Genomic DNA, 23,729 nt, shown 5'->3' with positions numbered 1-23,729 from the left:
CTCCCCATGTGCGGAATCACCGGCTGGGCGTCCTTCCACCACGACGCCCGAACCCAAGCTCACGTCATCGAGACCATGACCGCCACCCTCACCCCGCGCGGCCCGGACGCCGGAGGCGTCTGGATCGGCGAGCGGGCCGCGATCGGTCATCGCCGCCTCGCCGTCATCGACATCGAGGGCGGTGTGCAGCCGATGACCGACCGGCCCGACGAGCCGGCCCTCGTGCTCAGCTACAGCGGCGAGGTCTACAACCACCACGAACTCCGTTCTCGGCTACAGCACTTGGGACACCGCTTCAGGACCCGGAGCGACACCGAGGTCGTGCTGCGCGCGTACGCCGAGTGGGGTGAGAGTGCCGTCGATCAACTGGAGGGCATGTTCGCCTTCGCCGTATGGGACGAGCGCGCGCGGCGGCTGGTGCTGGTGCGCGACCGGCTCGGGGTGAAGCCGCTGTTCTGGGCGGCCGTCGACGGAGGTCTCGCCTTCGCCTCCGAACCGAAGGCGCTGTTCGCCCACCCGGAGATCCGGCCCCGCGTGGACGCCGACGGACTGCGGGAGGCGTACAGCCTGCTGTTCAACACCGGGCCGACCCTCTGGTCCGGCGTACGCGAGGTCGAGCCCGGCGGGATCCTCGTCCTGGACCGGGACGGCATCCGCGAACGCCGGTACTGGCAGCTGGAGGCGGGTTCTCACGGCGACGGCCGGGAAGCGACCGTCTCCCGCGTCCACGACCTCCTGAGCGCCGCCGCCCGCAGCCAGTTGGAAGCCGACGTCCCGCTGTGCAGCCTGCTCTCCGGCGGTATCGACTCCACCGTCCTGACCGCCCTGGCCGCCGACGAACTCCGGTCGCGCGAGGGCCCGGACGCCCGCATCCGCTCGTACGCCGTCGACTACAGCGACCAGGCGTCGCGGTTCAGGGGCGACGTCCTGCGCACGGGCCACGACACCCCGTTCGCCACCGAGGCCGGCGCCTTCATCGGCACCGACCACAGCACCGTCGTACTCGACCCGCGCACCCTGCTCGACCCCGAGCACCGCACAGCGGTCGTGGTGGCGCGGGACTCACCGATCGGCGTCGGCGACATGGACACCTCGCTGTATCTCCTCTTCGGACAGATACGACAGCACTCGACCGTCGCCCTCTCGGGCGAGGCGGCGGACGAGGTCTTCGGCGGCTACCCCTGGTTCCACGACCCGAAGGCACTCGCCGCCGAGACCTTCCCCTGGCTGCTGGTGACCGGCGACGAGGCCGCCATGCCCCTCAACCCCGAACTCGACCTGCGTATAGGCGAGTTCCGCGAAGACACCTACCGCAGCGCCCTGGCCGCCGTACCGCACCTGGACGGAGAGTCCGCGACCGAGCACCGGCAGCGCGAGACGCAGTACGTCTCCCTGACCCGCTGGCTGCGCCAACTCCTGCACCGCAAGGACCGGTTGAGCATGGCGCAGGGCCTGGAGGTCCGCGTCCCGTACTGCGATCACCGCCTCGTCGAGTACGCCTTCAACACGCCCTGGAGCCTGAAGAGTCACGACGGCCGGGAGAAGAGCCTCCTGCGCGCGGCGGGTACGGGCCTGGCGCCCGAGTCGGTTCTCTGGCGCCCCAAGAACCACTACCCGGCCACCCACCACCCCGACTACAACCGCGGCCTCCAGGACCTGGCCCGCGACGCCCTCGCCACCGAACAGGTCCGCGCCCTGGCCGACGAGACGCTCATCAAGCCCTGTCTCGACACCCCGCCCGACCGACTGGAGTGGGGCCACCGGCTGAGGCTGGAGCGCGTCGTCGACCTCGCCCTGTGGCTGGACCACCACCGGCCCGAACTCGCCCTCTGAGGAGCCTCGTTCATGACCATTCAGGAACCCGGGACGGACCCGGACGCGGTACCCCTCATGGGCTGCCCCTACAAGGCCGACCCGTACCCCCTCTACGAGCGGATGCGCGAGGCCGGTCCGGTCCACCGCGTGCTCTTCCCCAGCGGCGTCCACGCATGGCTCGTCACCGGCTACGACGCCGCCCACTCCGCACTCAACGACGACCGCCTCGGCAAGAACCACGACCGCGGCAACGACCGCTGGCGTGCCCGCGCCTCGATCATGCCCGAGCCGCAGCACTCCCAGCTCCAGGCCCACCTCCTCCACCAGGACCCGCCGAAGCACACCCGCATGCGCAGCTTCGTGACGGACGCGTTCACGCCGCGCCGGATCGAACAACTCCGCCCCCGCTTCCAGGAGTTGGCCGACACACTGGTCGACGCCCTGCCGCCGTGCGGCCCGGCCGATCTGGTGGCGGGCTTCGCGGCCCACTTCCCCTTTCGGGTGCTCGCCGAAGTGATCGGCCTGCCACAGGAGTTGGCGGTCCGCTTCGACCGCGACTGGGGGAAGGTCGTCCAGCCGGTCGGGCCCACCGACCCCGGGCGCCCGATGTACGAGGCCCGCCTGTACGGACTGCAGAGCTATATCGCCGAGGTCGTCGCCCACAAGCGCGAGCACCGGGAGGACGACCTGCTCAGCCGCCTCGTGGTGGCCCACGACCGCCGCGAACTGTCCCAGGAAGAGCTGGACTCGATGATCTTCCAGCTCCTGGTCGCCGGCCAGGAGCCGGTCACCAACCAGATCACCACGGCCCTGATCGCCCTCTTCCGCAACCCGGACCAGCTCACCCGCCTCCGCGACGACCCGTCCCTCCTGCCCGGCGCGGTCGAGGAACTCCTGCGCTACGACAGCGCCTTCGAGCTGACCACCTGGCGCTTTCTCGACCAGGACGACGACCTGCACGGCACCGAGATCCCGGCCGGCGACTCGGTGATCGTCTCCCTGTGCGCGGCCAACCGCGACCCGCGCCGCTTCCCCGACCCCGACACCCTGGACTTCGACCGCTCGCCCAACCCTCACCTCGCCTTCGGCCACGGCATCCACTTCTGCCCCGGCGCCGCCCTCGCCCGAGCCGAACTCCGGACAGCCCTGGGCACCCTCCTCGGCCGCCTGCCCGGCCTGCACCTCGCCATCGCCGACGAGGACATCGAGTGGATCCCGGCCGTCCTCGGCCGCGGCACCAACCACCTTCCCGTCGGCTACGACCGACGCGTCTGACACCAGCCCGCCGACCGGGTCCGGCGACACCGCCAGGCCCGGCTTCGACCGACCACCCCACCCGACGGACGGCGCCCGGCCGTGACCGCCACGGCGCCATGCCGTCGTGCCCGCACGCCTCCCGGAGGAACGACATGCCGTTGACGACCGCGCCGGACACCCTCCCCACGAGCACCGGCGCCGCGATCCTGAACCTGCTGCTCACGCACCACCGCACCACCGACCAGGGCCACGACCGCGCCCGGGCAGAGGCGTTCCCGCATCAACTGCGCCGGATCACCGCGTTCGTGCGCGAGGGCGCCCCCGTCGCCCTCACCCTGCCCGGCTTCCCCTGCAAGTCCCCCAACCCGGCCAAGGTGCTGGGCCATCTCCCCGACATGGGCGAGCGCCTCTCCCTCACCTTCCTCGACACCCTGTGCACGGAGATAGGGCGGATCTATCCGCCGGGTGCCCGCATGGTCATCTGCTCCGACGGCCATGTCTTCGGCGACCTCATCGGCGTCCCCGACGAGCACATCGACGCGTACGCCGACGAACTCCGTCTCCTCATAAGCCGATGGGGACTGGAGAGACTGTCGGTCTTCGACCTGCGCGACCTACTGGGCGACCTCCCGCACCACGCGAAACGCGCCCACGTCCACGACCACCACGCCCCGGCACTGGACGCGCTGCGCGCCGAGACCCGTGCCGACGGCCACGCACTCGCCCTCTACCGCGGCATCACCCGCTTCCTCGTCGAGGACACCGCCGACTGGACCGGCACCCGCTCCGCCCTCCAACGCGCCTGCCGGCAACGGGCCTACGGTGTCATCCAGCGCAGCCGAGCCTGGGGCGACCTGATCGCCGAGCACCATCCCCGCGCTGTCCGACTGTCCATCCACCCCCAGCCCGTCGGCGCCCCCAAGTTCGGCATCAGCCTTCTCGACGCACCCGACGCCTGGACCACCCCCTGGCACTCCGCGGCCCTGCGCCGCCCCGACGGCACCTGGACCCTCGCGCCCCGATCCGAGGCCGCCCGGCTCGGCCGACTGGCTCATCGTGACGGCAGACCCAGCCACTTCGAGCAGGACTGACCGTGGGGGAGGAAGACGGACGCGGTCACGGCCTGCGAGCCGTCGGCGACCTCGAACCGGAACGCGTTGGTCTGGAACGTCCAGGTGGGGCCCGGCTACGGTGATCAACTGGTTCAGCGGTGCGGTCCGGTGATTCTGCATAGGATCACACGGCCTGTTCCCCCGCTGGTGAGGAGCCCTAACTGCCATGGCTGACGAACGAGTTGTCATTGTTACGGGTGGAGGTACCGGAATCGGGGCCGCGACCACTCGGTTGCTGAGTGCCGACGGACATCATGTCGTCATAGGCGGACGGCGGCCCGGGCCACTGCGGCAGGTGGCTGACGAAACAGGCGCTCTGGCTCATGCCGTTGATCTCACGGACGCGTCGGCCGTCCAGGATCTTGTCGAGACCACGGTCTCTCGCTGGGGCAGGCTCGACGGACTGGTCCTCAACGCGGGTGTCGGACGCGGCGGCGCGGTGGGAGACCTCTCGGACGAGACGTGGGACCTGGTGATCCGTACCAACCTGACCGCCCCTTTCCAGTTGTTGCGCGCTGCTCTGCCGCACCTGTTGAAGGCCCGCGGTTCCGTTGTCGCGGTCGCCTCCGTCTCGGCGCTGCGCAACGGGAAGGGCAATGCCGCGTATGCGACGTCGAAGGCCGCGCTCCTCACCACCGTCCGACCCCGCCGGCCAGGCCCGCCGCCGGGAAGCGCCGCGGCCAGCTTCCGTCGGGCCCGCTCGGTCCGCCGGCCGCCGCAACAGCACCACCCCCGCGTGCCCGACCAGCCCTTCCCGTCGGCCCGCGCGACGAGGCCCCGGTCCCACCCTGTGGCCTCGCCCACCGGAAGGGTGCCCGGTTCTCTGCTGTGGATTCGATCTGGACACTCGCATCCTCGCAGGTCAGAGGCGCCATTCAGCTGTCAGGGCGCCGGGTCGGTCAATTCCCGTGAATGATCAGGGTTCGTCCTGCGGTGCGGCACTGGGGCGACGGCGCCGACTCAGCGGCAGCAGGATCGCGGCGGCGGCGGTGAGCACCCACCCGACGCAGGCGACCACGCCGATGGCCGAGTAGCCGCTGTCGGCGGCGAAGCTCTGCCCTGGCGAGGTGTGAGCCTGGAGGATGGTCACGCTCAACGCTCCGCCGGTGGAGTAGCCCACCGTCCGCAGAATCTGGTTGAAGCTCATCGCACGGCTTGTCTCGTGCGCAGGCACACCGCGCAGGAGGTACCCGGGCAGCACCGCGAGAATGCTCCCGGTTCCGACCCCCGCGATCGCCATCACCACCACGATCTCCCAGATGCTGCCGCGCGCCAGGCTGAACACGATTGCGCTGCTCAGCATCACCGCCGTGGACAGCGGCAGCGCCACCTCGTAGGACGTGCGCCGCACCAGCCACGGCACCGCCTTCGCGATCAGATAGCTGGCCGCGGAGAACGGGACCAGCACCAAGCCCGCGACGACGACGGTGCCACCCAGCCCGTACCCGGTGCTGAGCGGCGTCTGCACGAGCGTGATCACCGGCGTGATCAGCATGTACATCCCGACAGCGGCAGGCAGGGTGACCACGCTCGCCGTGAGCACGGCGCGCTGTCCTAGCAGCCGCAAGGGAATCAAGGGATGGGCCACCCGCAGCTCCCACCACACCCAGACGGCCAGCACCGCCACGCCCGCGACGAGAAGCCCGGTCACCGGTCCCGATTTCCAGCCCCGCTTCTCGCTTTCGCTGAGCGCCAGCAGCAGACTGGCCAAGCCGACGCCGAGCAGCACGGCACCGGCGATGTCGAGCCGTCCCTGGCGCCGCTGCGCAGACTCGGGGACGACGCGCCAGGAGACGATCAGCGCGAGCGCGGCGACTGCCGCCCCGAACCAGTAGGCCAGGTGCACGCCGCCGGCCTTCGCCAGCAGCCCGGTGACCGGGTAGCCCAGGCCGATCCCCACCGCGGTGGTGGTCGAGAGCACCGCGATACCGGCCCGTGTCCGCTCCGGAGGCAGGGCTTCGCGGGCGGCCGCGACGGCCAGGGGCGTCAGCCCGAGTCCCATCCCTTGCAGACCACGCCCGACGAGGAACAGGCCGAACCCGACCGGCAGTGCGGCCAGCAGTCCGCCCAGCATCATCGCGACCAGTGAGAACAGGAAGAACTGCCGCCGGTACGGCCCGTCTCCCAGCCGGCCCATCACCGGGGTGACGACGGAAGCCACCAGGAGCGTGACCGTCAGCGACCACTGGGCGTCGGCGAGCGTCACCTGATAATCCGCAGCGAGGGTCGGGATCAGTGGCGCGCCCAGGCTGCTGACGACCGCCACCACCATGCACGCGAGCGTCAGGCCCGGGAGTAGCGCCCGCGACGACGGCCTGGCGGCGAGCGGCCTCTCCGTCACCATCACCGGACCGTTTTCCGGTTCCCCGCGGGGGTTTCCGTCGGCATCCGCGCCCGGGTCGGCGGGACCCGGTCCTTCCCCTCGGTTGTCCATGAACCCTTCCCCTCGGTCGCCCATGAACTGATACTACAGTTCAAATGAGACGGCGTGTCAAACGTTTGGAGTCGCCTCTGGCACCGAAGTGCGCGTGGCGCAAGTCGAAAGCGCGCGTGACACAATCGGCGTGTGAGCCTGCGGGAGCGGAAGAAGGAGCGCACGCGCGCCGATCTGCAGCGTCATGCCCTGCGCCTGTTCCGCGACCAGGGGTACGCCGAGACGACGGTGGACGACATCGCCGCGGCGGCCGAGGTCAGCCGAAGCACCTTCTTCCGGTACTTCGGCACCAAGGAGGACGTGCTCCTCTTCGACAACGTCGACCCGGTGATGTTCCGCATGATGGCCGCGGTGCCGGAGGGGGTCCCGCTGCTGGAGGCCGTGCGCGGCGTGCTGCGGGACTCGTTCGCCGCCCTGGACGACGAGGCCCGCGACATCGAGGAAGCCCGTATGGAACTGGCCCGGACGCCCGCCGTCGCGGCGATCCTGCGTGAGCGCAACGCGTTCGGGATCGAGCAGTACACCGGGATGATCGCGTCCGCCACGGGCCGCGAGGCCGACGACCCCGACGTGCTGCTGTTCAGCGCCATCCTGATGGGCGCCCGCCATGCCGCCCGGGCCCGGGTCGACGCCGGGCACGCCAAAAGCCACATCGACGAGCTGGACGCCATGCTTGAGCGTCTCGTCCCCGGCGTCCCGCTGGCCGCCGAGCCGGTCCGCGGCCGGGACAAGGCCAGGGCGGCGTCGTTCAGCCGGCGTATCCCGGTTGATGAGGTCTCAGGAACTCAGGACGGTCGCACGGGCTGACACGGGGGGCAGGCACGGCTCCATGCGGTCGGCTCACGCGGCTTCCTCGCCTCCTTCCCGCTGGAGCGCAGACTCCGCGACGCGAAGGCGACCGCGTTGATGGGGCCGTCCGACGAACTCATCCGCGACGGCATCACCGACCGCCTGCTCACCATCGCAGCACCGCCGGAGGCCGACCATGAGCACCCCTGACAGGACGCCGCAGCACCACCTCTGCCCGGACCCCGTCGGCGCGGGTTATCTGCACCACTGCATGCCGGCTCACCAGGACTACCACCGCAGGCTGACCGAACTCGGCGCCCGCATCGACATGGTCCGCAGGGCACGATCGAGCGGCTGCAACGGATGGCCGACGTGTCCAACTGCCGCTGGATCGGCGAGCACATCGGCATGACGGGCACCCGGGCCACGTACAGCGGAACCTTTCTCCAGCCGCTGGGAACCGACGAGCAGACCCAGGTGTTCATCGACAACCTCCGCCGGGCCAACGAGACCTCGGCGGTCCCGCTCATCGTCGAGAACCAGCCGCAGGTCTTCAACCAGGTCGGACCTCGCGCGGTCTGCGAACAGGTCGCGGACATCGCCGTCGGCGCCGACGCGGGCATCCTGCTCAGCCTGTCGAACATCGTGATCTCCGACGCCTTCCACCCCATGGACCGGGAACGCGAGATCGCCCACATCCCGCTCGACCGCGTCTGGCAGGTCCATCTGCCGCTCGCCAACGAAGCGGAGTTGGCCGAACCCGGCCACGAAGTCACGCGGCAGAACGAGAAGTGGCACTTCGCCACCCTCGAAGCCCTGTTCCGCGAGAAGGACTTCCGGCCCGCCGCGGTCATCCTGGAGATACAGGCCAGTGGCACCCCGTCCCGCCCGGAGCCCGAACGCACCCGCGACCGGCTCGACTGGATCCACGACCTCATGCGCCACTACGCGGACGCCGCGGCGGGCGCCGGAGCGGGGGCCGCCCGATGAGCCTCGCCGGACTTCAGCAGCTCTTGGCCCGCTCCGTGCGCGACGCGGACTTCCGCCACACCGTGCTCGCACCCGGCGGTCTCGACACCGCCGCCACCGAACTCGGCCTCACCGAGGAGGAGAAGCGCCTCTTCACCGAGATCGAGGCCTCGTACCTGCACGGCATAGCGGACTTCGTCCTCGCCCAGCGGATCCAGCGCCGTGAGGCCGAATTCGCCCTCTTCCTGAACGCGTTGTTCCGCTACACCCCGCGCGACGCCTTCTTCCGCGCTTACCACCAGGCCACAGCCGTCGGACAGTTCGACCGTATGGAGGAGCTGCGGCGCTTCGCCGACTTCTCGCTGGACCACATCGTGGCCCACGCACTTCCCGAACACCTCGTCGACATCCTTCGGTTCTGCTGCCACATCTGCGAACTGGCCGAGACGCCGAAGGAGTTGCCCACCGAGCCCGAGGGCCCGGTCGCGGCCAGCAGCACACTCGGCGCTCACCGGGGCGCCGCTCACCCTGCTGGATGCCGGCGCGGAACTGCCGTACGGCAGCCACGGGTTCGTCAGGGAGCTGGTCGAGAGCCTGCACGAGCGGCAGATCGTGCACCTGATTCTTCCCACCGAACTGCGACAGGCCGGACGGTTCGGACGGGACGGCACCGATGCCCCGACCGCGAGGGGGGTGAAGACCAGCACAGATCCGGCCCAAGGCTGCCGATCGGGCTCCGGCCACAGCAGCCGAACACCCCATCAGAGCACCGAACGAAGGGTTTCCCATGAGTTGGACCACTAGCGACACGGGCTTCGGTCCGGGCACGGTTGTGGCGAAGAACGATGCGTCCTACGGTCCGGGCACGGTCGTCGCCAAGAACGACGCCGTGGTTGGGCAGTTGGTCGGCGTCTGATGGCGGCAGCCGACGGTGACATCTGAGGCAGTCCGCCGTCGGCATGCCCTCCTCACACCGAGCCGGTCCGTGCGCACGGACCGGCTCGGTCCCCACAGTAGGACCCTGCGGCGACCGTCGCCGTGCGGTGACCCACGGAGCTGTGTTGATTTCCCTCCCTACCCGCAATGGCAACGTCGTCCTCCTGTGGGCCGCGAGCGCGCTGTCCTCGGGATCGACCTGGGTGATGCAGATCGGTCTGTTCATCCGGGTGCTCCAGGACTTCTCCCCGGCCGTCCTCGCGGTCGTCGAACTGGTGGGCACCCTGCCCGCTCTGCTCTTCACCGTCCTCGCGGGCACCCTCGCCGACCGCATGGACGTCCGCCGACTCGCCATCGGCTCGATGCTCGCGCAGACACTGTGCGTCCTCGGCATGACGCTGGTGCTGCACACCAGCATCTGGTTCGCCGCCGGTTTCTACGCCCTTCAGGGAATCAGCAACACCGTCTGGGCCCCCTCGCGCCAGCAGTGGCTCTACGGCGTCATCGCCGTCGAGGCACGGGCGTCGGCCAACGCCGCGATCGGCTCCATCGGCGGGGTCATGACCATCATCGGGGCCTCCCTGGGCGGTGTGCTGGCCGCCTGGAGTCCCACCGGCGCCATGGCGACGGCATGCGGCATCCAACTGCTGGCGGCCGTGCCGCTGCTACGGCTGGCCCGGAAACCGCTGCACCGGCCGACGGCCCCGTCGACCGCCGACCGGGCCCGCCGCGAACCCTTCTTCCGTGAACTCGCCGCCGGAATACGGGTCCTGCGCGATCTGCCGCTGGCCCGCTCCGTGGTGTGGATCGGCATCGCCTGGGGCTTCATCGGCGGCGCCTACAACACCCTGCTCGCCTCGTACGCCACCACCACCCTGCACGGCAACGGCACGGTCCTCGGCGTCCTCTACGTCGCCGACGGCGCCGCCGTGATCATCGGCACTCTCATCGCGGCCCGCACCGCCCTGCGCCACCACCTCTCCGCCTACGCCACGTCCTACATGATCCAGGGGCTGGCATGGAGCGCGATGTTCTTCGCGGGGCACCCCGTCGTGGCGGTCGTCCTCCTCGCGGTGATGCGGCTGGCCAGCGGCATCATCATCGGGCTGGACACGACCCTGCTCCTGGCGACCGTGCCCGCGTCACTGCGCGGCCGGGTCTCCAGCATCCACATGACCACCTACAACGGCGTCGCCCGCCTCTCGCTCGCCGTCTTCGGCGGTCTGCTCGCCGTCACCGACATCCGCACCATCGGCGTCTGCACCGGCATCGCCTCCGTCCTCCTCGGCGCCGTCTGGTGGTGGCGCCGCGACCCGGAGGCCGAACGCCTCTACGCGGCCGGCGGGGTGGAGAACGCCGTCGCCGGGTGAGCCGCTTTCCGGCCGTCCGCACCGCATCCGTCAGCAGGTGTCATCACCCGCCCGTTCCCAGGAGGGACCATGGCCACGCCCGACCACCCCGTCCTCGACGCGCTGGCCCGGCGCGCCAGCAGCCGGGACTTCACCGACGCACCGGTGCCGCCCGCACTCCTGGACCACGTGCTCGACGCGGCGGTACGGGCTCCCACGGCGTTCAACTTCCAGCCCTACTCACTCGTCGTCGTAAGCGACCCGGCGCGGCGGGCGGCGCTCGCCCGGATCGCGGGCGGCCAGCGGCATGTCGCCGCCGCCCCTGTGTGCGTCGTGTTCTGCGCGGACACCCGCAGGATCGAGCGGCTCTGCGGCCTTCCCGGGCAACTGGTGCCCGAGGAACACCCCGATGCCATGATCACCGCCGTCATCGACACATCCCTGGCCGGGATGTGCGCCACGCTCGCCGCGCAGGCGCTGGGTCTGCGCGCCGCTCTACCACCACCTGGCGCTTGGACGTCGCGTGCCGAGCCGCGCTGCTGGTGCTGTGGGACGGCGACTGGCACGGGCTCACCGAACTGCGTCGGGCCGCAGGAGAGAAGGCATGGCCGGATGTAGCGGGCTTCCTCTCCGACCTGGTGGACAAAGGACTGGTGAGCGCCGGGCCGGACCGCTGACCGGCGCCGACTTCCGGATCGGGACGATCTACTGCTACACCGGAGACCGGGAGCGCCTCCCAGGGCGATTACTCAGAGCCAGTCTTTCCGCTTAAAGATGACGTACAAACTGGTGCATACGACCGCCATCAGGAGGATTGCGAAGGGGTATCCGAGCACCCAGTGCAACTCCGGCATGCGCCGGAAGTTCATCCCGTAGATCGTGCCGACCAACGTCGGCGCGAACAAAATAGCCGCCCAAGAAGAGATCTTCTTGATCTCCTCGTTCTGCTCGAACCCCGCCTCCGCCAACGCCCGCATCTCCGCGTTCTGTTGCTGGGTGACCAGGGTCGCGTTCACCGTGAGGATGTCGGTGAGGGCCTGGCGGAAGCCGTCCACTTGTTCGCTGGTGTGGGTGACGTGGTCGGCGACGTCGCGGAGGTAGCGCTGGAGTTCCTCGTCGGTGCGGTACTTCGCGAAGCCGGCCATCAGGCTGTGCAGCATGCCGACCAGGGGGCGGGTGGCGCGTTGGAACTCGACCATTTCGCGGGAGAGTTCGTAGATGCGGCGGGAGACCTCCGGGTCGCCGCGGAAGACCTCCGTCTCGATCTCGTCGATGTCGGTCTGGACGCCGGCCACCACAGGCGCGTAGCCGTCGACGACCGCGTCGAGGATGGCGTACAGCACCGCCTCGGGGCCGAGTTTCAGCAACTCCGGTGATTCCTCCATGCGTTGGCGGACCGCCGAGAGGTCGGGGGCCGCGCCGTGCCGGACCGTGATCACGAAGTCCGGGCCGACGAAGACGTGCAGCTCGCCGAAGTCGACCTCCTCCGGAGTGTCCAAGTACCGGGCGGCGCTGAGGACTACGAACAGCGTCTCGCCGTAGCGCTCCAGTTTGGGGCGCTGGTGTGCCTCCATCGCGTCCTCGACCGCCAGCGGGTGGAGGTCGAACTCCTCGGCCAGGGAGAGGAGTTCGCGTTCGGTGGGGCGGGCGAGGCCGATCCAGGCCATGCCGGAGGGCTGTTCGCGCAGCTCGCGGAAGGTGTCGGCGAGGGTGTCCGGTGCCGAGACCCGTACGCCGTCCCGGTACAGGGCGGCCTGGACGACGCTGCCCGTGTCGGACGGTTCGGAGGGGGGTGTGTCCGTGGCGGACTCCGGCGGTGTCGGCGCGGAGGGCGGGGGCGGGGCCGGTGTGCGGAGCCACCCGGACCTTCTGCCGAACCTGCCGTTCCCGGCGTTCTTCGAGGTGGGGCGGGCGCGTCGCTGGGGCATCGCGGTGCCTCTCGATCGAGCCTACGGGTACGTGATCACAGGGCATGAGCAGGATATACGGGGCAAACAACCTGGGCGGGTGAACCAGGTCCCGGATTCGGTGAGAGTTGCGGACGGAAGGTGTCCGCGACTGCGACTAGCTTGCGGAGCATGACGACCAAGGCGGCTGCCTCTCACCCTCCCGTACTCGACAACCGCGCACTGAACCGCGCCACCCTCGAACGGCAACTCCTGCTGCGCCGCTCCCCGCTCTCCGCCGGGGCGGCCGTCGAGCATCTGCTCGGACTGCAGGCGCAGAACGTCAAGCCGCCGTACTACGCGCTCGCCGCCCGCCTCGACGGCTTCGCACCCGAGGCGTTGTCGGAGCTGATGGCCGAGCGCGCGGTCGTCCGGATCGTCACCATGCGCTCGACGATCCACACCCACACCGCCGCCGACTGCCTCACCCTGCGTCCGTTGGTGCAGGCCGCCCGCGATCGAGAGCTGGGCAATTTCCGCAAGGGGCTGGCCGGAGTCGACCTGGACCGGCTCGCCGCGCTCGCCCGTGAACTGGTCGAGGCCGAGCCGCGCACCATGAAGGAGTTGCGCGAGGAACTGCTCCTTGAGTGGCCGGACGCCGACCCGCAGGCCCTTGCCATCGCCGCCCGCTGCAAGCTCCCGCTCGTCCAGGTCACCCCGCGCGGGCTGTGGGGGCGGAGTGGGCAGGTCGCACTCACCACCGCCGAGCACTGGCTCGGCCGGCCCACCGAGCCTGCGCCCGACCCGGACGGGACCGTGCTGCGGTATCTCGGTGCCTTCGGGCCGGCCTCCGTCAAGGACATGCAGACCTGGGCGGGGCTGACCCGGCTGCGCGAGGTCTTCGAGCGGCTGCGACCGGGGCTGGTCACCTTCTCGGACCCGAACGGCGTCGAACTCTTCGACCTCCCGGACGCGCCCCGGCCCGCCGCCGACACCCCGGCCCCGCCGCGTTTCCTGCCCGAGTTCGACAACCTGCTCCTCTCCCACGCCGACCGCACCCGGGTGGTACCGCCCGAGTACTGGGGTCGCGCCTGGCAGGGCAACGTCGCTTACCGCACCTTCCTCGTCGACGGATTTCTCGCCGGGGTCTGGAAGATCGAGGACGGTCACCTCGTCGTCGAGGCCTTCGGCCGGCTGACCAAGAGGCAGCGGGACGAGGTGAGCGCCGAGGGGGCTCGGATGCTCGACACCATGCACAAGGGGACGTCGTACGACATCCGGTTCGGGACGGTCGTGGCGCGGCCGTAGGCGGTCAGTCCGCGCGGCCCGTCACCGCGACCGTCACGCCCAGGCCGATCATCGTGAAGCCGCCCGCGCCGCCGATCAGGGACAGGCGGCGGTCGGAGCGGGCGAACCAGGTGCGGGCCGCCGAGGCGGTCAGGCCCCAGAGGGTGTCCGTGACCAGGCCGATGGAGATGGGGATCAGGCCGAGCAGAAGCATCTGGAGCGGGACGTGGCCCGCCGAGTGGTTCACGAACTGGGGGAGTACGGCGGCGAAGAACACCACGCCCTTGGGGTTGGTGACGCCGACCAGTGCGCCGTCGAGGACCGTGCGGAGGTCGCCGCGCGGTTCCGTCGTGGCGGCCGTGCTCATCGCCGAGGCCTTCAGGTCCTTGCGGTGGCGGAAGGCCTGGACCCCCAGGTACATGAGGTAGGCCGCGCCCGCCAGTTTCACCGTCAGGTAGATCGTGACCGACCGCTCCACCAGCGAGCCGATGCCGAACGCGACCGCCGTCACCAGCAGATACGAGCCGAAGACATTGCCGATCGCCGTCGCCACCGCCGTCCGGCGGCCGTGGGCGAGCGCGCGGCCGATGACGAACAGGACGCTGGGTCCCGGGATCACGATCACCAGCAGGGACATCGCGGCGAACGCGAGAAAGCGGTCCGTGGACACCATGTGTACGACTCCCGTCGGTCCCGTCAGGCGCTCATTGAAACAGGCTTCGGGGTGGCCGCTCCAGGGGTGGGCACATGGATAGGGTGCGTTGCGGGCTGCTCGTGGAAGCCCGCAACGCACCCTGGTTTTTCCCTGAGGTGTGCTCAGGAGATCTTCCGGGTTACGAGTTGACCTGCGTGGTCACCAGGCTGGAGAACGTGGTCAGCCGGGTGTAGACACCCGGGTAACCCGCCTCGGCACAGCCCTCGCCCCAAGAAGTGATCCCTGCCAGGACGCCCCCGATGAGCAGGGGACCGCCGCTGTCGCCCTGGCAGGTGTCTACGCCGCCGGAGGTGAGTCCGGCGCAAACCATGTCGGACGCGATGAAGTCCGAACCGTAGGAGCTCTTGCAGCTTGAGTCGGACACGATCGGCACGGTCGCCGTCCGCAGCTGGTTGGAGGAGCTGCCGTTCTCCGAGGTGGTGCCCCAGCCGAGGATGCGGGCGGTGGTGCCGGCCGCGTACACGCTGGTCTGGGATGAGGAGACGTAGGACGCCGGGGTGTACGACATCGCCGTCGACAGGGTCAGGACGGCCACGTCGTCGCCGTTGGTGGCGTCCGTGTAGCTGGGGTTGATCCAGATCTTGCTGACCTTGCTGACCGTGCCGTTCGTACCGTTGAGGTACGTACGGCCGCCCACGACGCGCACACTGCTGGTGGTCTCGCCGACCATGCAGTGGGCGGCGGTGACCACCTTGGTGGCCGAGACGAGCGTGCCGCCGCAGAACTGGTTCTGCGAGGCGTCCGTGATCTGCATGACGAACGGGTACGCCGTCGTGGTGGTCGTGGTACCGCCGACGATGGGCTGGGGGGCTGCCACAGCGGTGGGGGCGCTGAGCAGTGCGGTCGCGGCAGCGGCGGCGGTTGCCACTACGACGGCCGTGGTTCTCTTGGCGCGGTTGAGCCCGAACATGAGTCTCCTCATTGGGTTGCCGGTGGGGGGTCGCGCGGGTGTGGGGGTGTGCAACGGGGGTCGCGGGACCGACCCCCGTATGCCCGGGCGAGCGGCACACCCATAAGCTAGAACCAGGCACGCCCTGCTCCCAATGAGGGAACCCCCTAGGGGAGTTGGGCAGGGAAAACCCTCGGTCGCCGCACAGTAAACCCGTAGGGTCCTCAGTTCGGACGGCGCCCCGCCGCCAGTCGGACGATATCCACCCGCGAGCGGATCCCCAGCTTGCGGTAGACCCGGGTCAGGGTCGCCTCCACCGTCTTGACGCTGATGAACAGCCGGGCGGCTATCTCCCGGTTGGTGGCGCCCTCCATGACGAGCGCGGCGACCTGACGCTCCATCGAGGCCAGCCCGTCGAGCCCCTCCAGGGTGGGGGCGGGCGCGACGGCGGGCGCCGGCTCCGGGGTCCGGACCACGGCGGCCTCGTCCACCTGGCGCAGCCAGGGCAGCGCCCGGCAGCGGCGGAACAGCCGGGTCGCCTCCTCGTACGACGTGGGGCCGGGCTGCCCGGTGCGCAGCGACGCCAGCGCGAAGGCGGCGCGGGCCTCCTCCAGGCCGTAGCCGAGTTTGGCGAGCCGGTCCTGAACGGACGTCAGTTGGGCCACGGCCGCGTCGTGTTCGCCGCGTTGCGCGCGCACCAGGGCCTCGGCGCGGTCCAGTACGGCGAGGACGCTCTCGCGGCCGAGGCGCAGGGCGCGCTCGCGGGTGACGTCGATGACGTCCTGGGCCTCGGCACTCTCGCCGATGCGGACGAGGGCCTCGGCGAGGTCGCCGTGCCAGCGTCCGCGCGCCGGGTCGGTCACCCCGAGGGCGTGCTCCAGCTCCCGCACCCGGCGCAGCGAACGGACCGTGCCGTGCGCGTCCCCGGCCACCAACTGGGCGTATCCCAGGGCGCCGAGGGCACGCGACAGATACATCTGGTCGCCGTCCTCCTCGGCGTGCTCCACCGCTTCCCGGGCCAGGGCGAGGGCCTCCTCCACGTCACCGCCGGAGGCCTCGGCGAGCGCGGTGAGCATCGCGGACGCCGTCTGGCCGATGCCGGAGTCCCGGGCCAGCCTGAGGCCCTCGCGGGCCAGGTCGAGGGCGCGTCCGCAGTGCCCGGAGCGCAGTTCGGTCTCGGCGAACCCGCGCAGGAAGTGCACCTCGCTCTCCACCGACCCGCGCCGCCGCACCTCGCGCAGCAGCGCGGTGATGGTCGCGCGTGCCTCGGGCAGCTGATCGCTCATCACCAGCCAGCGGAACCGGGCCGAACCGGCACCGTTGTGATGGCACGACACCCTCGGGTCCTGGGGCTCCTTCAGCGCGCGCTTGATGGTGCGCGGGGCGTCCGGATGGCCCATCAGGGTCTCGGTCTGGGCCTGGAAGGAGAGCGCGAGGAGTTCGGTACGCCGGTCGCCGGCGCGCGCGGCCAGCTCGGCGGAGCGCGCGGTCTCCGCCCGGGCCTCGGCGAAGTCGCCCTCCACGAGCAGGGCGCGCCAGGCCAGTTGGTAGCGGACCAGGGCGAGCAGCCTGGGGTCGTCGCCCGCGTCGGCGAGGGCCTGCGGGAAGACGGCGTCGACGTCGGCCATCGAGTGGCCCGCCGTGTCGATCACGATGATCCAGGCCCGCACCCGCTCGGCGGGCACCGAGGTCCGGGTCAGCACCTCGCGCGCGATGTCCCGGGCGAGGTCCAGCTCGCCGGCGGTGATCGCGTCCTCGGCCGCCTGCAGCCGCCGCTCGTCCGGCCCCGGCACGCCGTCGCCGGGGGTGTGCCGGGCGGCGAGCAGTCCGAGCGAGGCGGCGACCGAGGGCGCCCCGCGGTCGCGGGCCAGGGTGGCGGCCTCGGCGAGCCGGGCGGCGACCTCCGGGTCGGTGCCGGTGGTGGCCAGGGCCAGGTGCCGGGCGCGCTCGATGGGGTCGGAGGCGGCGGTCGACAGCGCCGCGTGCGCGGCCCGCCGCTCCTGCGCGGGGGCCTCCGCGTACAGCGCGGCGGAGATCAGCGGATGCGCGAACCGTACGGCGGGACCCTCGGGTTCCGTTGCCAGCAGGCCGAGTTCGGCCGCCTGCGCGGTCTCGGCCTCGGCGTTCTCCCGGCCCGCGGTCTGGAGCAGGGCCACGGTGGGGCGGGCGCCGGCGCTAGCGACCAGCAGGGTGCGGCGGGCCTCGGCGGGCAGCATGTCGAGCCGGCTCAGCACCAACGCGCGTAGCGAGGTGGGCACCGGGAGCGGCTCGCCCGCGCGCGGCGGGGCCGGGTTCTCGGCGAGAGCGCGGCCCAGTTCGAGCGCGAACAGCGGGTTGCCGCCGCTGGTGCGGTGGATCTCGCGCACGGTGGAACGGGGCAGCCCGGTGTAGCCGCGATGGTCGAGCAGCGCCGAGACCTGGGCCCGGGAGAGCGGGCTGAGCCGGAACGCGAGGGTGTCCGGCGGGGAGGCGTTCAGATACCGGTCGTACTCCTGGCCCTCGGTGCGCACCGCGAAGACCATCTGCACCTGGGTGTCGCCCAGGCGCCGGGCGGCGAAGCCGAGGAGTTCCGCGCTGGCCGGGTCCAGCCACTGCAGGTCGTCCGCGACGACGAGGACGGGGCCGTCGGCGGCGAGCGCGCGCAGCGCGGACAGGACGGCGAGGCGCAGGGCGAGTCCGTCGCGCTGGAGGGAGGACTCGCCGCGTCCGGTGAGGGCGGATTCCAGTGCGGTGCGCTGGGCGGCCGGCAGCCGCTCGGAGACCTCGTCGAGGACCAGACCGAGGAGGTCGGCGAGGGCGAGGAAGGGGAGGTGAGATTCGGACTCCGTGGCGGAGCAGCGCAACACGGTCCGTGCCGTGTCGCCGTATTCCGCGGCCAAGGCGCGCAGGAGGGTCGACTTTCCTATTCCGGCGGGGCCGTGGAGCAGCACACTGCCGCCCTCGGCGAGCTGGCCACGGGCGGCGGTGAACATCTCCTCCCGGCCGATGACCAGGTCGGAGCGGAATCTGGCAGGCTCCTTGAAGTCCCGTCGCACGGTCACCGCTCCCCTCGTGTGTCGTGTCCGGGCCAATATTAGGCAATCAGTCCTTGAAATTCGGATGGATGGGGTCGTGAGGGAAATAACAACGGCCAGGCATAGGGAAATTCAAAGCTCCGGCGAATGAATAGCGGGTCGCCACGCGGGGCTCCTCTCATGGCAGCACCCCCGCCCGCCGGGCCGCCACCACGGCCTCCCCGCGGGTGTGCGCGCCGAGCTTCCGCATCGCCGAGCGCAGATACCCCTTCACCGTCTCCGGCCGCAGCCCGAGCCGCTGTGCCGCCACCGCGTTCGTCGCCCCGGCCGCCACACACGCCAGCACATCCAGCTCCCGGGGTGCGAGACCGACCTCCCCGGTGACCGTCTCCCCGGTCAACAGCCCGCAGGCGTCCAGGAGTTCGGCGCGCAGCGCCGGGTCCGGGATGCGCGGGGCCAGCGCCCGCAGCGCCGCGTGCGCCTCCCGCACCTGCTCCCAGACCGCGCTCGCCGCCGGGTCGGGGGCCGGTGCCGGGCGCGCCGCGCTCAGCAGGTCCCGCACCTCCTCCCGGACCACCAGCGCGTGTTCCACGTCCCGGGCGGCGTCCATCGCCGCGCTCAGCATCCGGTCGCCCAGCGGCTGGGCGGTGCGCAGCGCGCCGTAGAGGACACCGCGCACCCGGCGCCGTACGACGACCGGGACCGCGAGGATCGCGCGCAGGCCCTCGGCGGCCACCGGGGCGTCGTACTCGTGGCTGATCTGCCGGGACGCGGAGTAGTCCAGGACGGCGCACGGGCGGGCGAGGGCGACCGCCTTGCCACCCAGGCCGTTGCCCGTGTTCACCGCGAGGGCGCGCAGGGCGGGCGTCGCCGTGCCGCTCAGCTCGCTGATGCGCATCTGCTGGCGGCCGCTCTCCACCAGGCCGCCGAAGGCGACCGGCAGCCCCGTGCCGCGCCGCAGCCGTACCAGTGCCGACTGAATCTCCACCATCCCCGCCGCGTCCGTAGCCACCCGTTCGCCCCTTCATTGCGGCCGCTCTGCTGCACACACCCCCGTACGGGGGTAGTGAGACCCACATCACGGATTACACGATGTCAGAGAGCCGCCCGGCAATGGTCCGGTTACTAGGAGGACAGATGACGACGGCGAGTGAGTCGTTCCGTAGTGCGCGGGATTTCCTGTTGGCGCATCGCGAGGACTATGCCACGGCCTACGAGGGTTTCTCCTGGCCCCGGCCCGAGCACTTCAACTGGGCGTTCGACTGGTTCGACGTCATCGCGGACGGCAACGCGCGCACCGCGCTGCACATCGTCGAGGAGGACGGCCGCGAGACCAAGCTCTCCTTCGGTGAACTCTCCGTCCGCTCCGACCAGGCCGCGCACTGGCTGCGCACCCGGGGCGTCCGCGCCGAGGACCGCATCCTGGTCATGCTCGGCAACCAGGCCGAACTGTGGATCACCGCCCTGGCCGCGATGAAGCTCCGCGCCGTCGTCATCCCGGCGACCCCGCTGCTCGGCCCCGCCGACCTGCGCGACCGCGTCGAACGCGGCCGGGTCCGGCAGGTGATCGTGCGCTCCGAGGACACCGGCAAATTCGACGAGGTGCCGGGCGACTACACGCGCATCGCCGTCGGCGCGGAGCGGCCCGGCTGGCTGGACTTCGAGGAGGTCTACGACACCTCGGCCTCCCTCTTCGTACGGGACCCCGCCCCGACCCTGGCCGACGACCCGCTGATGCTCTACTTCACCTCGGGCACGACCGACCGCCCCAAGCTGGTCGAGCACACCCACACCTCGTACCCGATCGGCCATCTCGCCACCATGTACTGGATCGGGCTCCAGCCCGGCGACGTGCACCTCAACATCTCCTCGCCCGGCTGGGCCAAGCACGCCTGGTCGAACCTCTTCGCCCCCTGGAACGCCGAGGCGACCGTCTTCATCCACAACTACACGCGCTTCGACCCGGCCCGGCTGATGTCCGAGATGGACCGGGTGGGCGTCACCACGTTCTGCGCCCCGCCGACTGTGTGGCGCATGCTCATCCAGGCCGACCTGACCCAGCTCCGCACCCCGCCCCGCGAGGCCCTCGCCGCCGGCGAACCGCTCAACCCCGAGGTCATCGAGCAGGTCCGGCGCGCCTGGGGCGTCACCATCCGGGACGGCTTCGGGCAGACCGAGACCGCCGTCCAGGTCTCCAACAGCCCCGGCCAGCCGCTGAAGACCGGCTCCATGGGCCGCCCGACCCCCGGCTACCACGTCGAACTCCTCGACCCGGTCTCCGGCGCGCCGGGCGCGACCGAGGGCGAGATCGCGCTGGACCTGTCCGACCCGCCGGTCGGCCTGATGACCGGCTACCACGGGGACCCGGACCGTACGGCGGAGGCGATGGCCGGCGGCTACTACCGCACCGGCGACATCGGCGCCCGCGACGCGGACGGCTACATCACCTACGTCGGCCGGTCCGACGACGTCTTCAAGGCCTCCGACTACAAGATCTCCCCGTTCGAGCTGGAGAGCGCCCTGCTGGAGCACGAGGCGGTGGCCGAGGCCGCCGTGGTGCCCGCGCCGGACGAACTGCGGCTGGCCGTACCGAAGGCGTACGTCGTCCTCGCGGAGGGCTGGGAGCCGGGGCCGGACACCGCGAAGGTCCTCTTCGAGCACTCGCGCGACGTCCTCGCCCCCTACAAGCGCATCCGCCGCCTGGAGTTCGCCGCCCTGCCCAAGACCGTCTCCGGCAAGATCCGCCGGATCGAACTGCGCGAGGCTACGGCCGCCGGGTCGGCCGCCGAGTACCGCGAGGAGGACTTCCGATGACCTCGTACACCCATGGAACCAGCGGGACCTCACTCCTCGGCGACACCATCGGCGGCAACCTCGACCGGGCCGTCGCCGCTTGGCCCGACCGGGAGGCGCTCGTCGACGTACCGTCGGGGCGGCGCTGGACGTACGGTCAATTCGCCGCTGATGTGGACCGGTTGGCGTCCGCACTGCTCGCGAGCGGGGTGGCGAAGGGCGACCGGGTCGGCATCTGGGCGATCAACTGCGCCGAGTGGGTGCTGGTCCAGTACGCCACCGCCCGCATCGGCGCCATCATGGTGAACATCAACCCGGCGTACCGCACCCACGAGGTCGAGTTCGTCCTCAAGCAGGCGGGGATCTCGGTCCTGTTCGCCTCGCTCAGCCACAAAGGGAGCGACTACCGGGCGATGGTCGACCAAGTCCGCGGCGCGTGCCCGGAGTTGCGTGAGGTCGTCTACATCGGCGACCCGAGCTGGGAGGCGCTGCTCTCGCGCGGCACGGGTGACGAACCGTACCCGGAGCTGTCCTGCGACGACCCCATCAACATCCAGTACACCTCGGGCACGACGGGCTTCCCCAAGGGCGCCACGCTGTCCCACCACAACATCCTCAACAACGGTTATTTCGTAGGGGAGTTGATCGCGTACACGGAGCGGGACCGGGTCTGCGTCCCCGTGCCCTTCTACCACTGCTTCGGCATGGTGATGTGCAACCTGGCGGCCACCTCGCACGGCGCGTGCATCGTGATCCCGGCCGCGTCCTTCGACCCGGCGGCGACCCTGAAGGCCGTACAGCAGGAGCGGTGCACGTCGCTCTACGGCGTCCCCACCATGTTCATCGCGGAGCTGAACCTCCCCGACTTCGCGTCCTACGACCTCTCGTCGCTGCGCACCGGCATCATGGCGGGGTCGCCCTGCCCGGTCGAGGTGATGAAGCGGGTGGTCGCCGAGATGCACATGGCGGAGGTGGCCATCTGCTACGGCATGACGGAGACGTCCCCGGTCTCGCTCCAGACCCGGACGGACGACGACCTCGAACACCGCACCGGCACGGTCGGCCGGGTCCTCCCGCACCTGGAGGTCAAGGTCGTCGACCCGGCGACCGGTGTGACCCGACCCCGGGGCACGGCGGGGGAGTTGTGCACCCGCGGCTACAGCGTGATGCTCGGCTACTGGAACGAGCCCGAGAAGACCGCCGAGGCGATCGACGCGGGCCGCTGGATGCACACGGGGGACCTGGCGGTGATGCGTGAGGACGGGTACGTCGAGATCGTCGGCCGCATCAAGGACATGATCATCCGGGGTGGCGAGAACATCTACCCGCGCGAGATCGAGGAGTTCCTCTACACCCACCCGAAGATCGCCGACGTCCAGGTCGTCGGGGTCCCGCACGAGCGCTACGGCGAAGAGGTGCTGGCCTGCGTCATCCCGCGCGACGCGGCGGATCCGCTGACGCTGGACGAGCTGCGCGCCTTCTGCGAGGGCAGGTTGGCCCACTACAAGATCCCGACCCTGCTTCAGATCATGGACGCCTTTCCGATGACCGTGTCGGGGAAGGTGCGGAAGGTCGAGCTTCGGGAAGGGGCTGTTCGGGGAGTTGTGGGCCCGCCCTCGAACTAACCCCCCGCCGCGTCGAGTTCGTCCGCCAAGTCGTTCACCGGCTGTGGGGTGCCCGTGAGGTCGAGGATGAACAGGGGGATGTGGAGGGCGTCGGCTCGGGCGCGGGCCTCGTCGGTGTAGCCGGCCAGGGAGAAGTAGACGCAGGTCGTGGATTCCGTCATGGCGGTCAGCCACAGGCATTCCACGTCGCGCGGTGAGGCCGGGCGTACGGTCGGGTCCACCTGGGCCAGGATGCCGCGGGCGGCGAGGCCGATGCCGGACGGGGGGCGCTGGTCGGCGCGGCGGATGTCGCGGTAGCCGAGCCAGCGCAGATAGAGCGCCGCGGCGGTGACCGCGTCGCGTGCGGTGCGGATCGTGATGGGCTGGAAGGCGGGGCGGCCACGGACATCGGTGCCGGTCTTGGCGGCCCGGGTGGTCGGCTGTGCGGGTGGTTCGCTGGTCGGTTCCGTGCCCGCGACGGGAATCCGCAGCAGGGTCCCGCACGGGCAGCCCAGCTCCGGGTACGGCCACTCGTCCAGCCGGCCGCAGGCCTCGCAGCGCACCGCGATCCAGTCCTCGTCCCAGACCCGATGGGTCACCGCCGTCGCCACGCCACGCCGATCCAGCGGCGGGGCGACAGGGGCCCCGCACACACACGGGTACGACGGCGCGGCGTAGACGTGCTCACGTCGGCAGGCCGGACAGCGCACCGGCACGCTCTCGGACATGCGCCCCATCGTCCTCCTGGAAACCCCTGCTTGTCCCTCTCTTGACGGTCTTGCCCCCTCCACTTACATTACTTCCAGATAGCAGAATTCAAATTCCATGATACGGAAACTCGGAGGTACTCACCGCGGGCGCGACGGTGACGCCAATCCGA

21 protein-coding genes are annotated in these 23,729 nt (G+C 70.8%); 13 read left to right on the top strand and 8 right to left on the bottom strand.

What is annotated here, in order from left to right:
• The first annotated feature begins 6 nt into the window (after nucleotides 1-6).
• The 4 genes from asnB (at nucleotide 7) to AB0M63_RS07130 (ending at nucleotide 5,100) form a co-directional block, all read left to right on the top strand.
• Entirely contained in the window at nucleotides 7-1,833 is a 1,827-nt protein-coding gene (gene asnB, locus AB0M63_RS07145; protein WP_366018700.1) for an asparagine synthase (glutamine-hydrolyzing), read from the top strand.
• Between the two features lie 12 nt (nucleotides 1,834-1,845).
• On the top strand, nucleotides 1,846-3,090 hold the full coding sequence (locus AB0M63_RS07140; RefSeq protein WP_355907176.1) for a cytochrome P450: 1,245 nt from the start codon (nucleotides 1,846-1,848) through the stop codon (nucleotides 3,088-3,090).
• 134 nt (nucleotides 3,091-3,224) lie between these two features.
• Entirely contained in the window at nucleotides 3,225-4,163 is a 939-nt protein-coding gene (locus tag AB0M63_RS07135) for an isocyanide synthase family protein (RefSeq protein ID WP_366018699.1), read from the top strand.
• A 187-nt stretch (nucleotides 4,164-4,350) separates the two neighbouring features.
• Nucleotides 4,351-5,100: an SDR family oxidoreductase gene (locus tag AB0M63_RS07130; protein WP_366018698.1), complete on the top strand. Its 750-nt coding sequence runs from the start codon at nucleotides 4,351-4,353 to the stop codon at nucleotides 5,098-5,100.
• Here AB0M63_RS07130 and AB0M63_RS07125 read toward each other — a convergent pair whose 3' ends face one another.
• Entirely contained in the window at nucleotides 5,101-6,456 is a 1,356-nt protein-coding gene (locus AB0M63_RS07125; RefSeq protein WP_366018697.1) for an MFS transporter, read from the bottom strand.
• Nucleotides 6,457-6,750: 294 nt separating this feature from the next.
• Between AB0M63_RS07125 and AB0M63_RS07120 the strand changes: the two genes are divergently transcribed.
• The 3 genes from AB0M63_RS07120 (at nucleotide 6,751) to AB0M63_RS07110 (ending at nucleotide 8,397) form a co-directional block, all read left to right on the top strand.
• Nucleotides 6,751-7,425, top strand: coding sequence for a TetR family transcriptional regulator (locus AB0M63_RS07120; RefSeq protein ID WP_366018696.1), 675 nt, complete (start codon nucleotides 6,751-6,753; stop codon nucleotides 7,423-7,425).
• Between the two features lie 178 nt (nucleotides 7,426-7,603).
• Nucleotides 7,604-7,819 carry a hypothetical protein gene (locus AB0M63_RS07115; RefSeq protein WP_366018695.1) on the top strand — a complete coding sequence of 72 codons (216 nt, stop codon included), beginning with the start codon at nucleotides 7,604-7,606 and terminating at the stop codon, nucleotides 7,817-7,819.
• Nucleotides 7,771-8,397: a DUF692 family multinuclear iron-containing protein gene (locus AB0M63_RS07110; RefSeq protein WP_366018694.1), complete on the top strand. Its 627-nt coding sequence runs from the start codon at nucleotides 7,771-7,773 to the stop codon at nucleotides 8,395-8,397. Before AB0M63_RS07115 ends, AB0M63_RS07110 begins: the two co-directional genes overlap by 49 nt.
• Here the strand turns inward: AB0M63_RS07110 and AB0M63_RS07105 are convergent.
• A complete protein-coding gene (locus AB0M63_RS07105; protein WP_366018693.1) occupies nucleotides 8,352-8,888 on the bottom strand; it encodes a hypothetical protein in 537 nt (178 codons plus the stop codon). The genes AB0M63_RS07110 and AB0M63_RS07105 overlap by 46 nt on opposite strands.
• 275 nt (nucleotides 8,889-9,163) lie before the next feature.
• On the opposite strand from AB0M63_RS07105, the gene AB0M63_RS07100 reads away from it, so the two are divergent.
• The 3 genes from AB0M63_RS07100 (at nucleotide 9,164) to AB0M63_RS07090 (ending at nucleotide 11,279) form a co-directional block, all read left to right on the top strand.
• A complete protein-coding gene (locus AB0M63_RS07100; protein WP_366018692.1) occupies nucleotides 9,164-9,292 on the top strand; it encodes a hypothetical protein in 129 nt (42 codons plus the stop codon).
• A gap of 145 nt (nucleotides 9,293-9,437) precedes the next feature.
• A complete protein-coding gene (locus AB0M63_RS07095) occupies nucleotides 9,438-10,682 on the top strand; it encodes an MFS transporter (RefSeq protein WP_366018691.1) in 1,245 nt (414 codons plus the stop codon).
• Nucleotides 10,683-10,751: 69 nt separating this feature from the next.
• On the top strand, nucleotides 10,752-11,279 hold the full coding sequence (locus tag AB0M63_RS07090) for a nitroreductase family protein (RefSeq protein WP_366018690.1): 528 nt from the start codon (nucleotides 10,752-10,754) through the stop codon (nucleotides 11,277-11,279).
• Nucleotides 11,280-11,410: 131 nt separating this feature from the next.
• On the opposite strand, the gene AB0M63_RS07085 is transcribed toward AB0M63_RS07090, so the two are convergent.
• Nucleotides 11,411-12,589, bottom strand: coding sequence for a magnesium and cobalt transport protein CorA (locus AB0M63_RS07085; protein WP_366018689.1), 1,179 nt, complete (start codon nucleotides 12,587-12,589; stop codon nucleotides 11,411-11,413).
• Between the two features lie 150 nt (nucleotides 12,590-12,739).
• Between AB0M63_RS07085 and AB0M63_RS07080 the strand changes: the two genes are divergently transcribed.
• Nucleotides 12,740-13,855, top strand: a complete 1,116-nt coding sequence (locus AB0M63_RS07080) for a winged helix DNA-binding domain-containing protein (protein WP_366018688.1) — start codon at nucleotides 12,740-12,742, stop codon at nucleotides 13,853-13,855.
• A 4-nt stretch (nucleotides 13,856-13,859) separates the two neighbouring features.
• On the opposite strand, the gene AB0M63_RS07075 is transcribed toward AB0M63_RS07080, so the two are convergent.
• From AB0M63_RS07075 to AB0M63_RS07060, 4 genes are all read right to left on the bottom strand, one after another.
• Nucleotides 13,860-14,507, bottom strand: coding sequence for a LysE family translocator (locus AB0M63_RS07075; protein WP_366018687.1), 648 nt, complete (start codon nucleotides 14,505-14,507; stop codon nucleotides 13,860-13,862).
• 160 nt (nucleotides 14,508-14,667) lie between these two features.
• A complete protein-coding gene (locus AB0M63_RS07070) occupies nucleotides 14,668-15,459 on the bottom strand; it encodes a serine protease (RefSeq protein WP_355907135.1) in 792 nt (263 codons plus the stop codon).
• A 203-nt stretch (nucleotides 15,460-15,662) separates the two neighbouring features.
• Nucleotides 15,663-18,479, bottom strand: a complete 2,817-nt coding sequence (locus AB0M63_RS07065) for an AAA family ATPase (protein ID WP_366018686.1) — start codon at nucleotides 18,477-18,479, stop codon at nucleotides 15,663-15,665.
• A gap of 151 nt (nucleotides 18,480-18,630) precedes the next feature.
• Nucleotides 18,631-19,464 (bottom strand): helix-turn-helix transcriptional regulator, encoded by an 834-nt coding sequence (locus tag AB0M63_RS07060; RefSeq protein ID WP_366018685.1) that lies wholly within the window; start codon nucleotides 19,462-19,464, stop codon nucleotides 18,631-18,633.
• 125 nt (nucleotides 19,465-19,589) lie between these two features.
• Here AB0M63_RS07060 and AB0M63_RS07055 point away from each other — a divergent pair, with 125 nt between their 5' ends.
• Nucleotides 19,590-21,266 (top strand): AMP-binding protein, encoded by a 1,677-nt coding sequence (locus tag AB0M63_RS07055; RefSeq protein ID WP_366018684.1) that lies wholly within the window; start codon nucleotides 19,590-19,592, stop codon nucleotides 21,264-21,266.
• A complete protein-coding gene (locus AB0M63_RS07050; RefSeq protein WP_366018683.1) occupies nucleotides 21,263-22,870 on the top strand; it encodes an AMP-binding protein in 1,608 nt (535 codons plus the stop codon). The genes AB0M63_RS07055 and AB0M63_RS07050 overlap by 4 nt, the downstream gene beginning before the upstream one ends.
• Here AB0M63_RS07050 and AB0M63_RS07045 read toward each other — a convergent pair.
• Entirely contained in the window at nucleotides 22,867-23,586 is a 720-nt protein-coding gene (locus AB0M63_RS07045; RefSeq protein ID WP_366018682.1) for a hypothetical protein, read from the bottom strand. The genes AB0M63_RS07050 and AB0M63_RS07045 overlap by 4 nt on opposite strands.
• Nucleotides 23,587-23,729: the final 143 nt, after the last annotated feature.

The sequence above is a fragment of the Streptomyces sp. NPDC051576 genome (assembly GCF_040681835.1).
Taxonomy (GTDB): domain Bacteria; phylum Actinomycetota; class Actinomycetes; order Streptomycetales; family Streptomycetaceae; genus Streptomyces.
The sequence above is the reverse complement of the archived record's forward strand: the minus strand, read 5'-3'. Positions and strand labels throughout refer to the sequence as shown.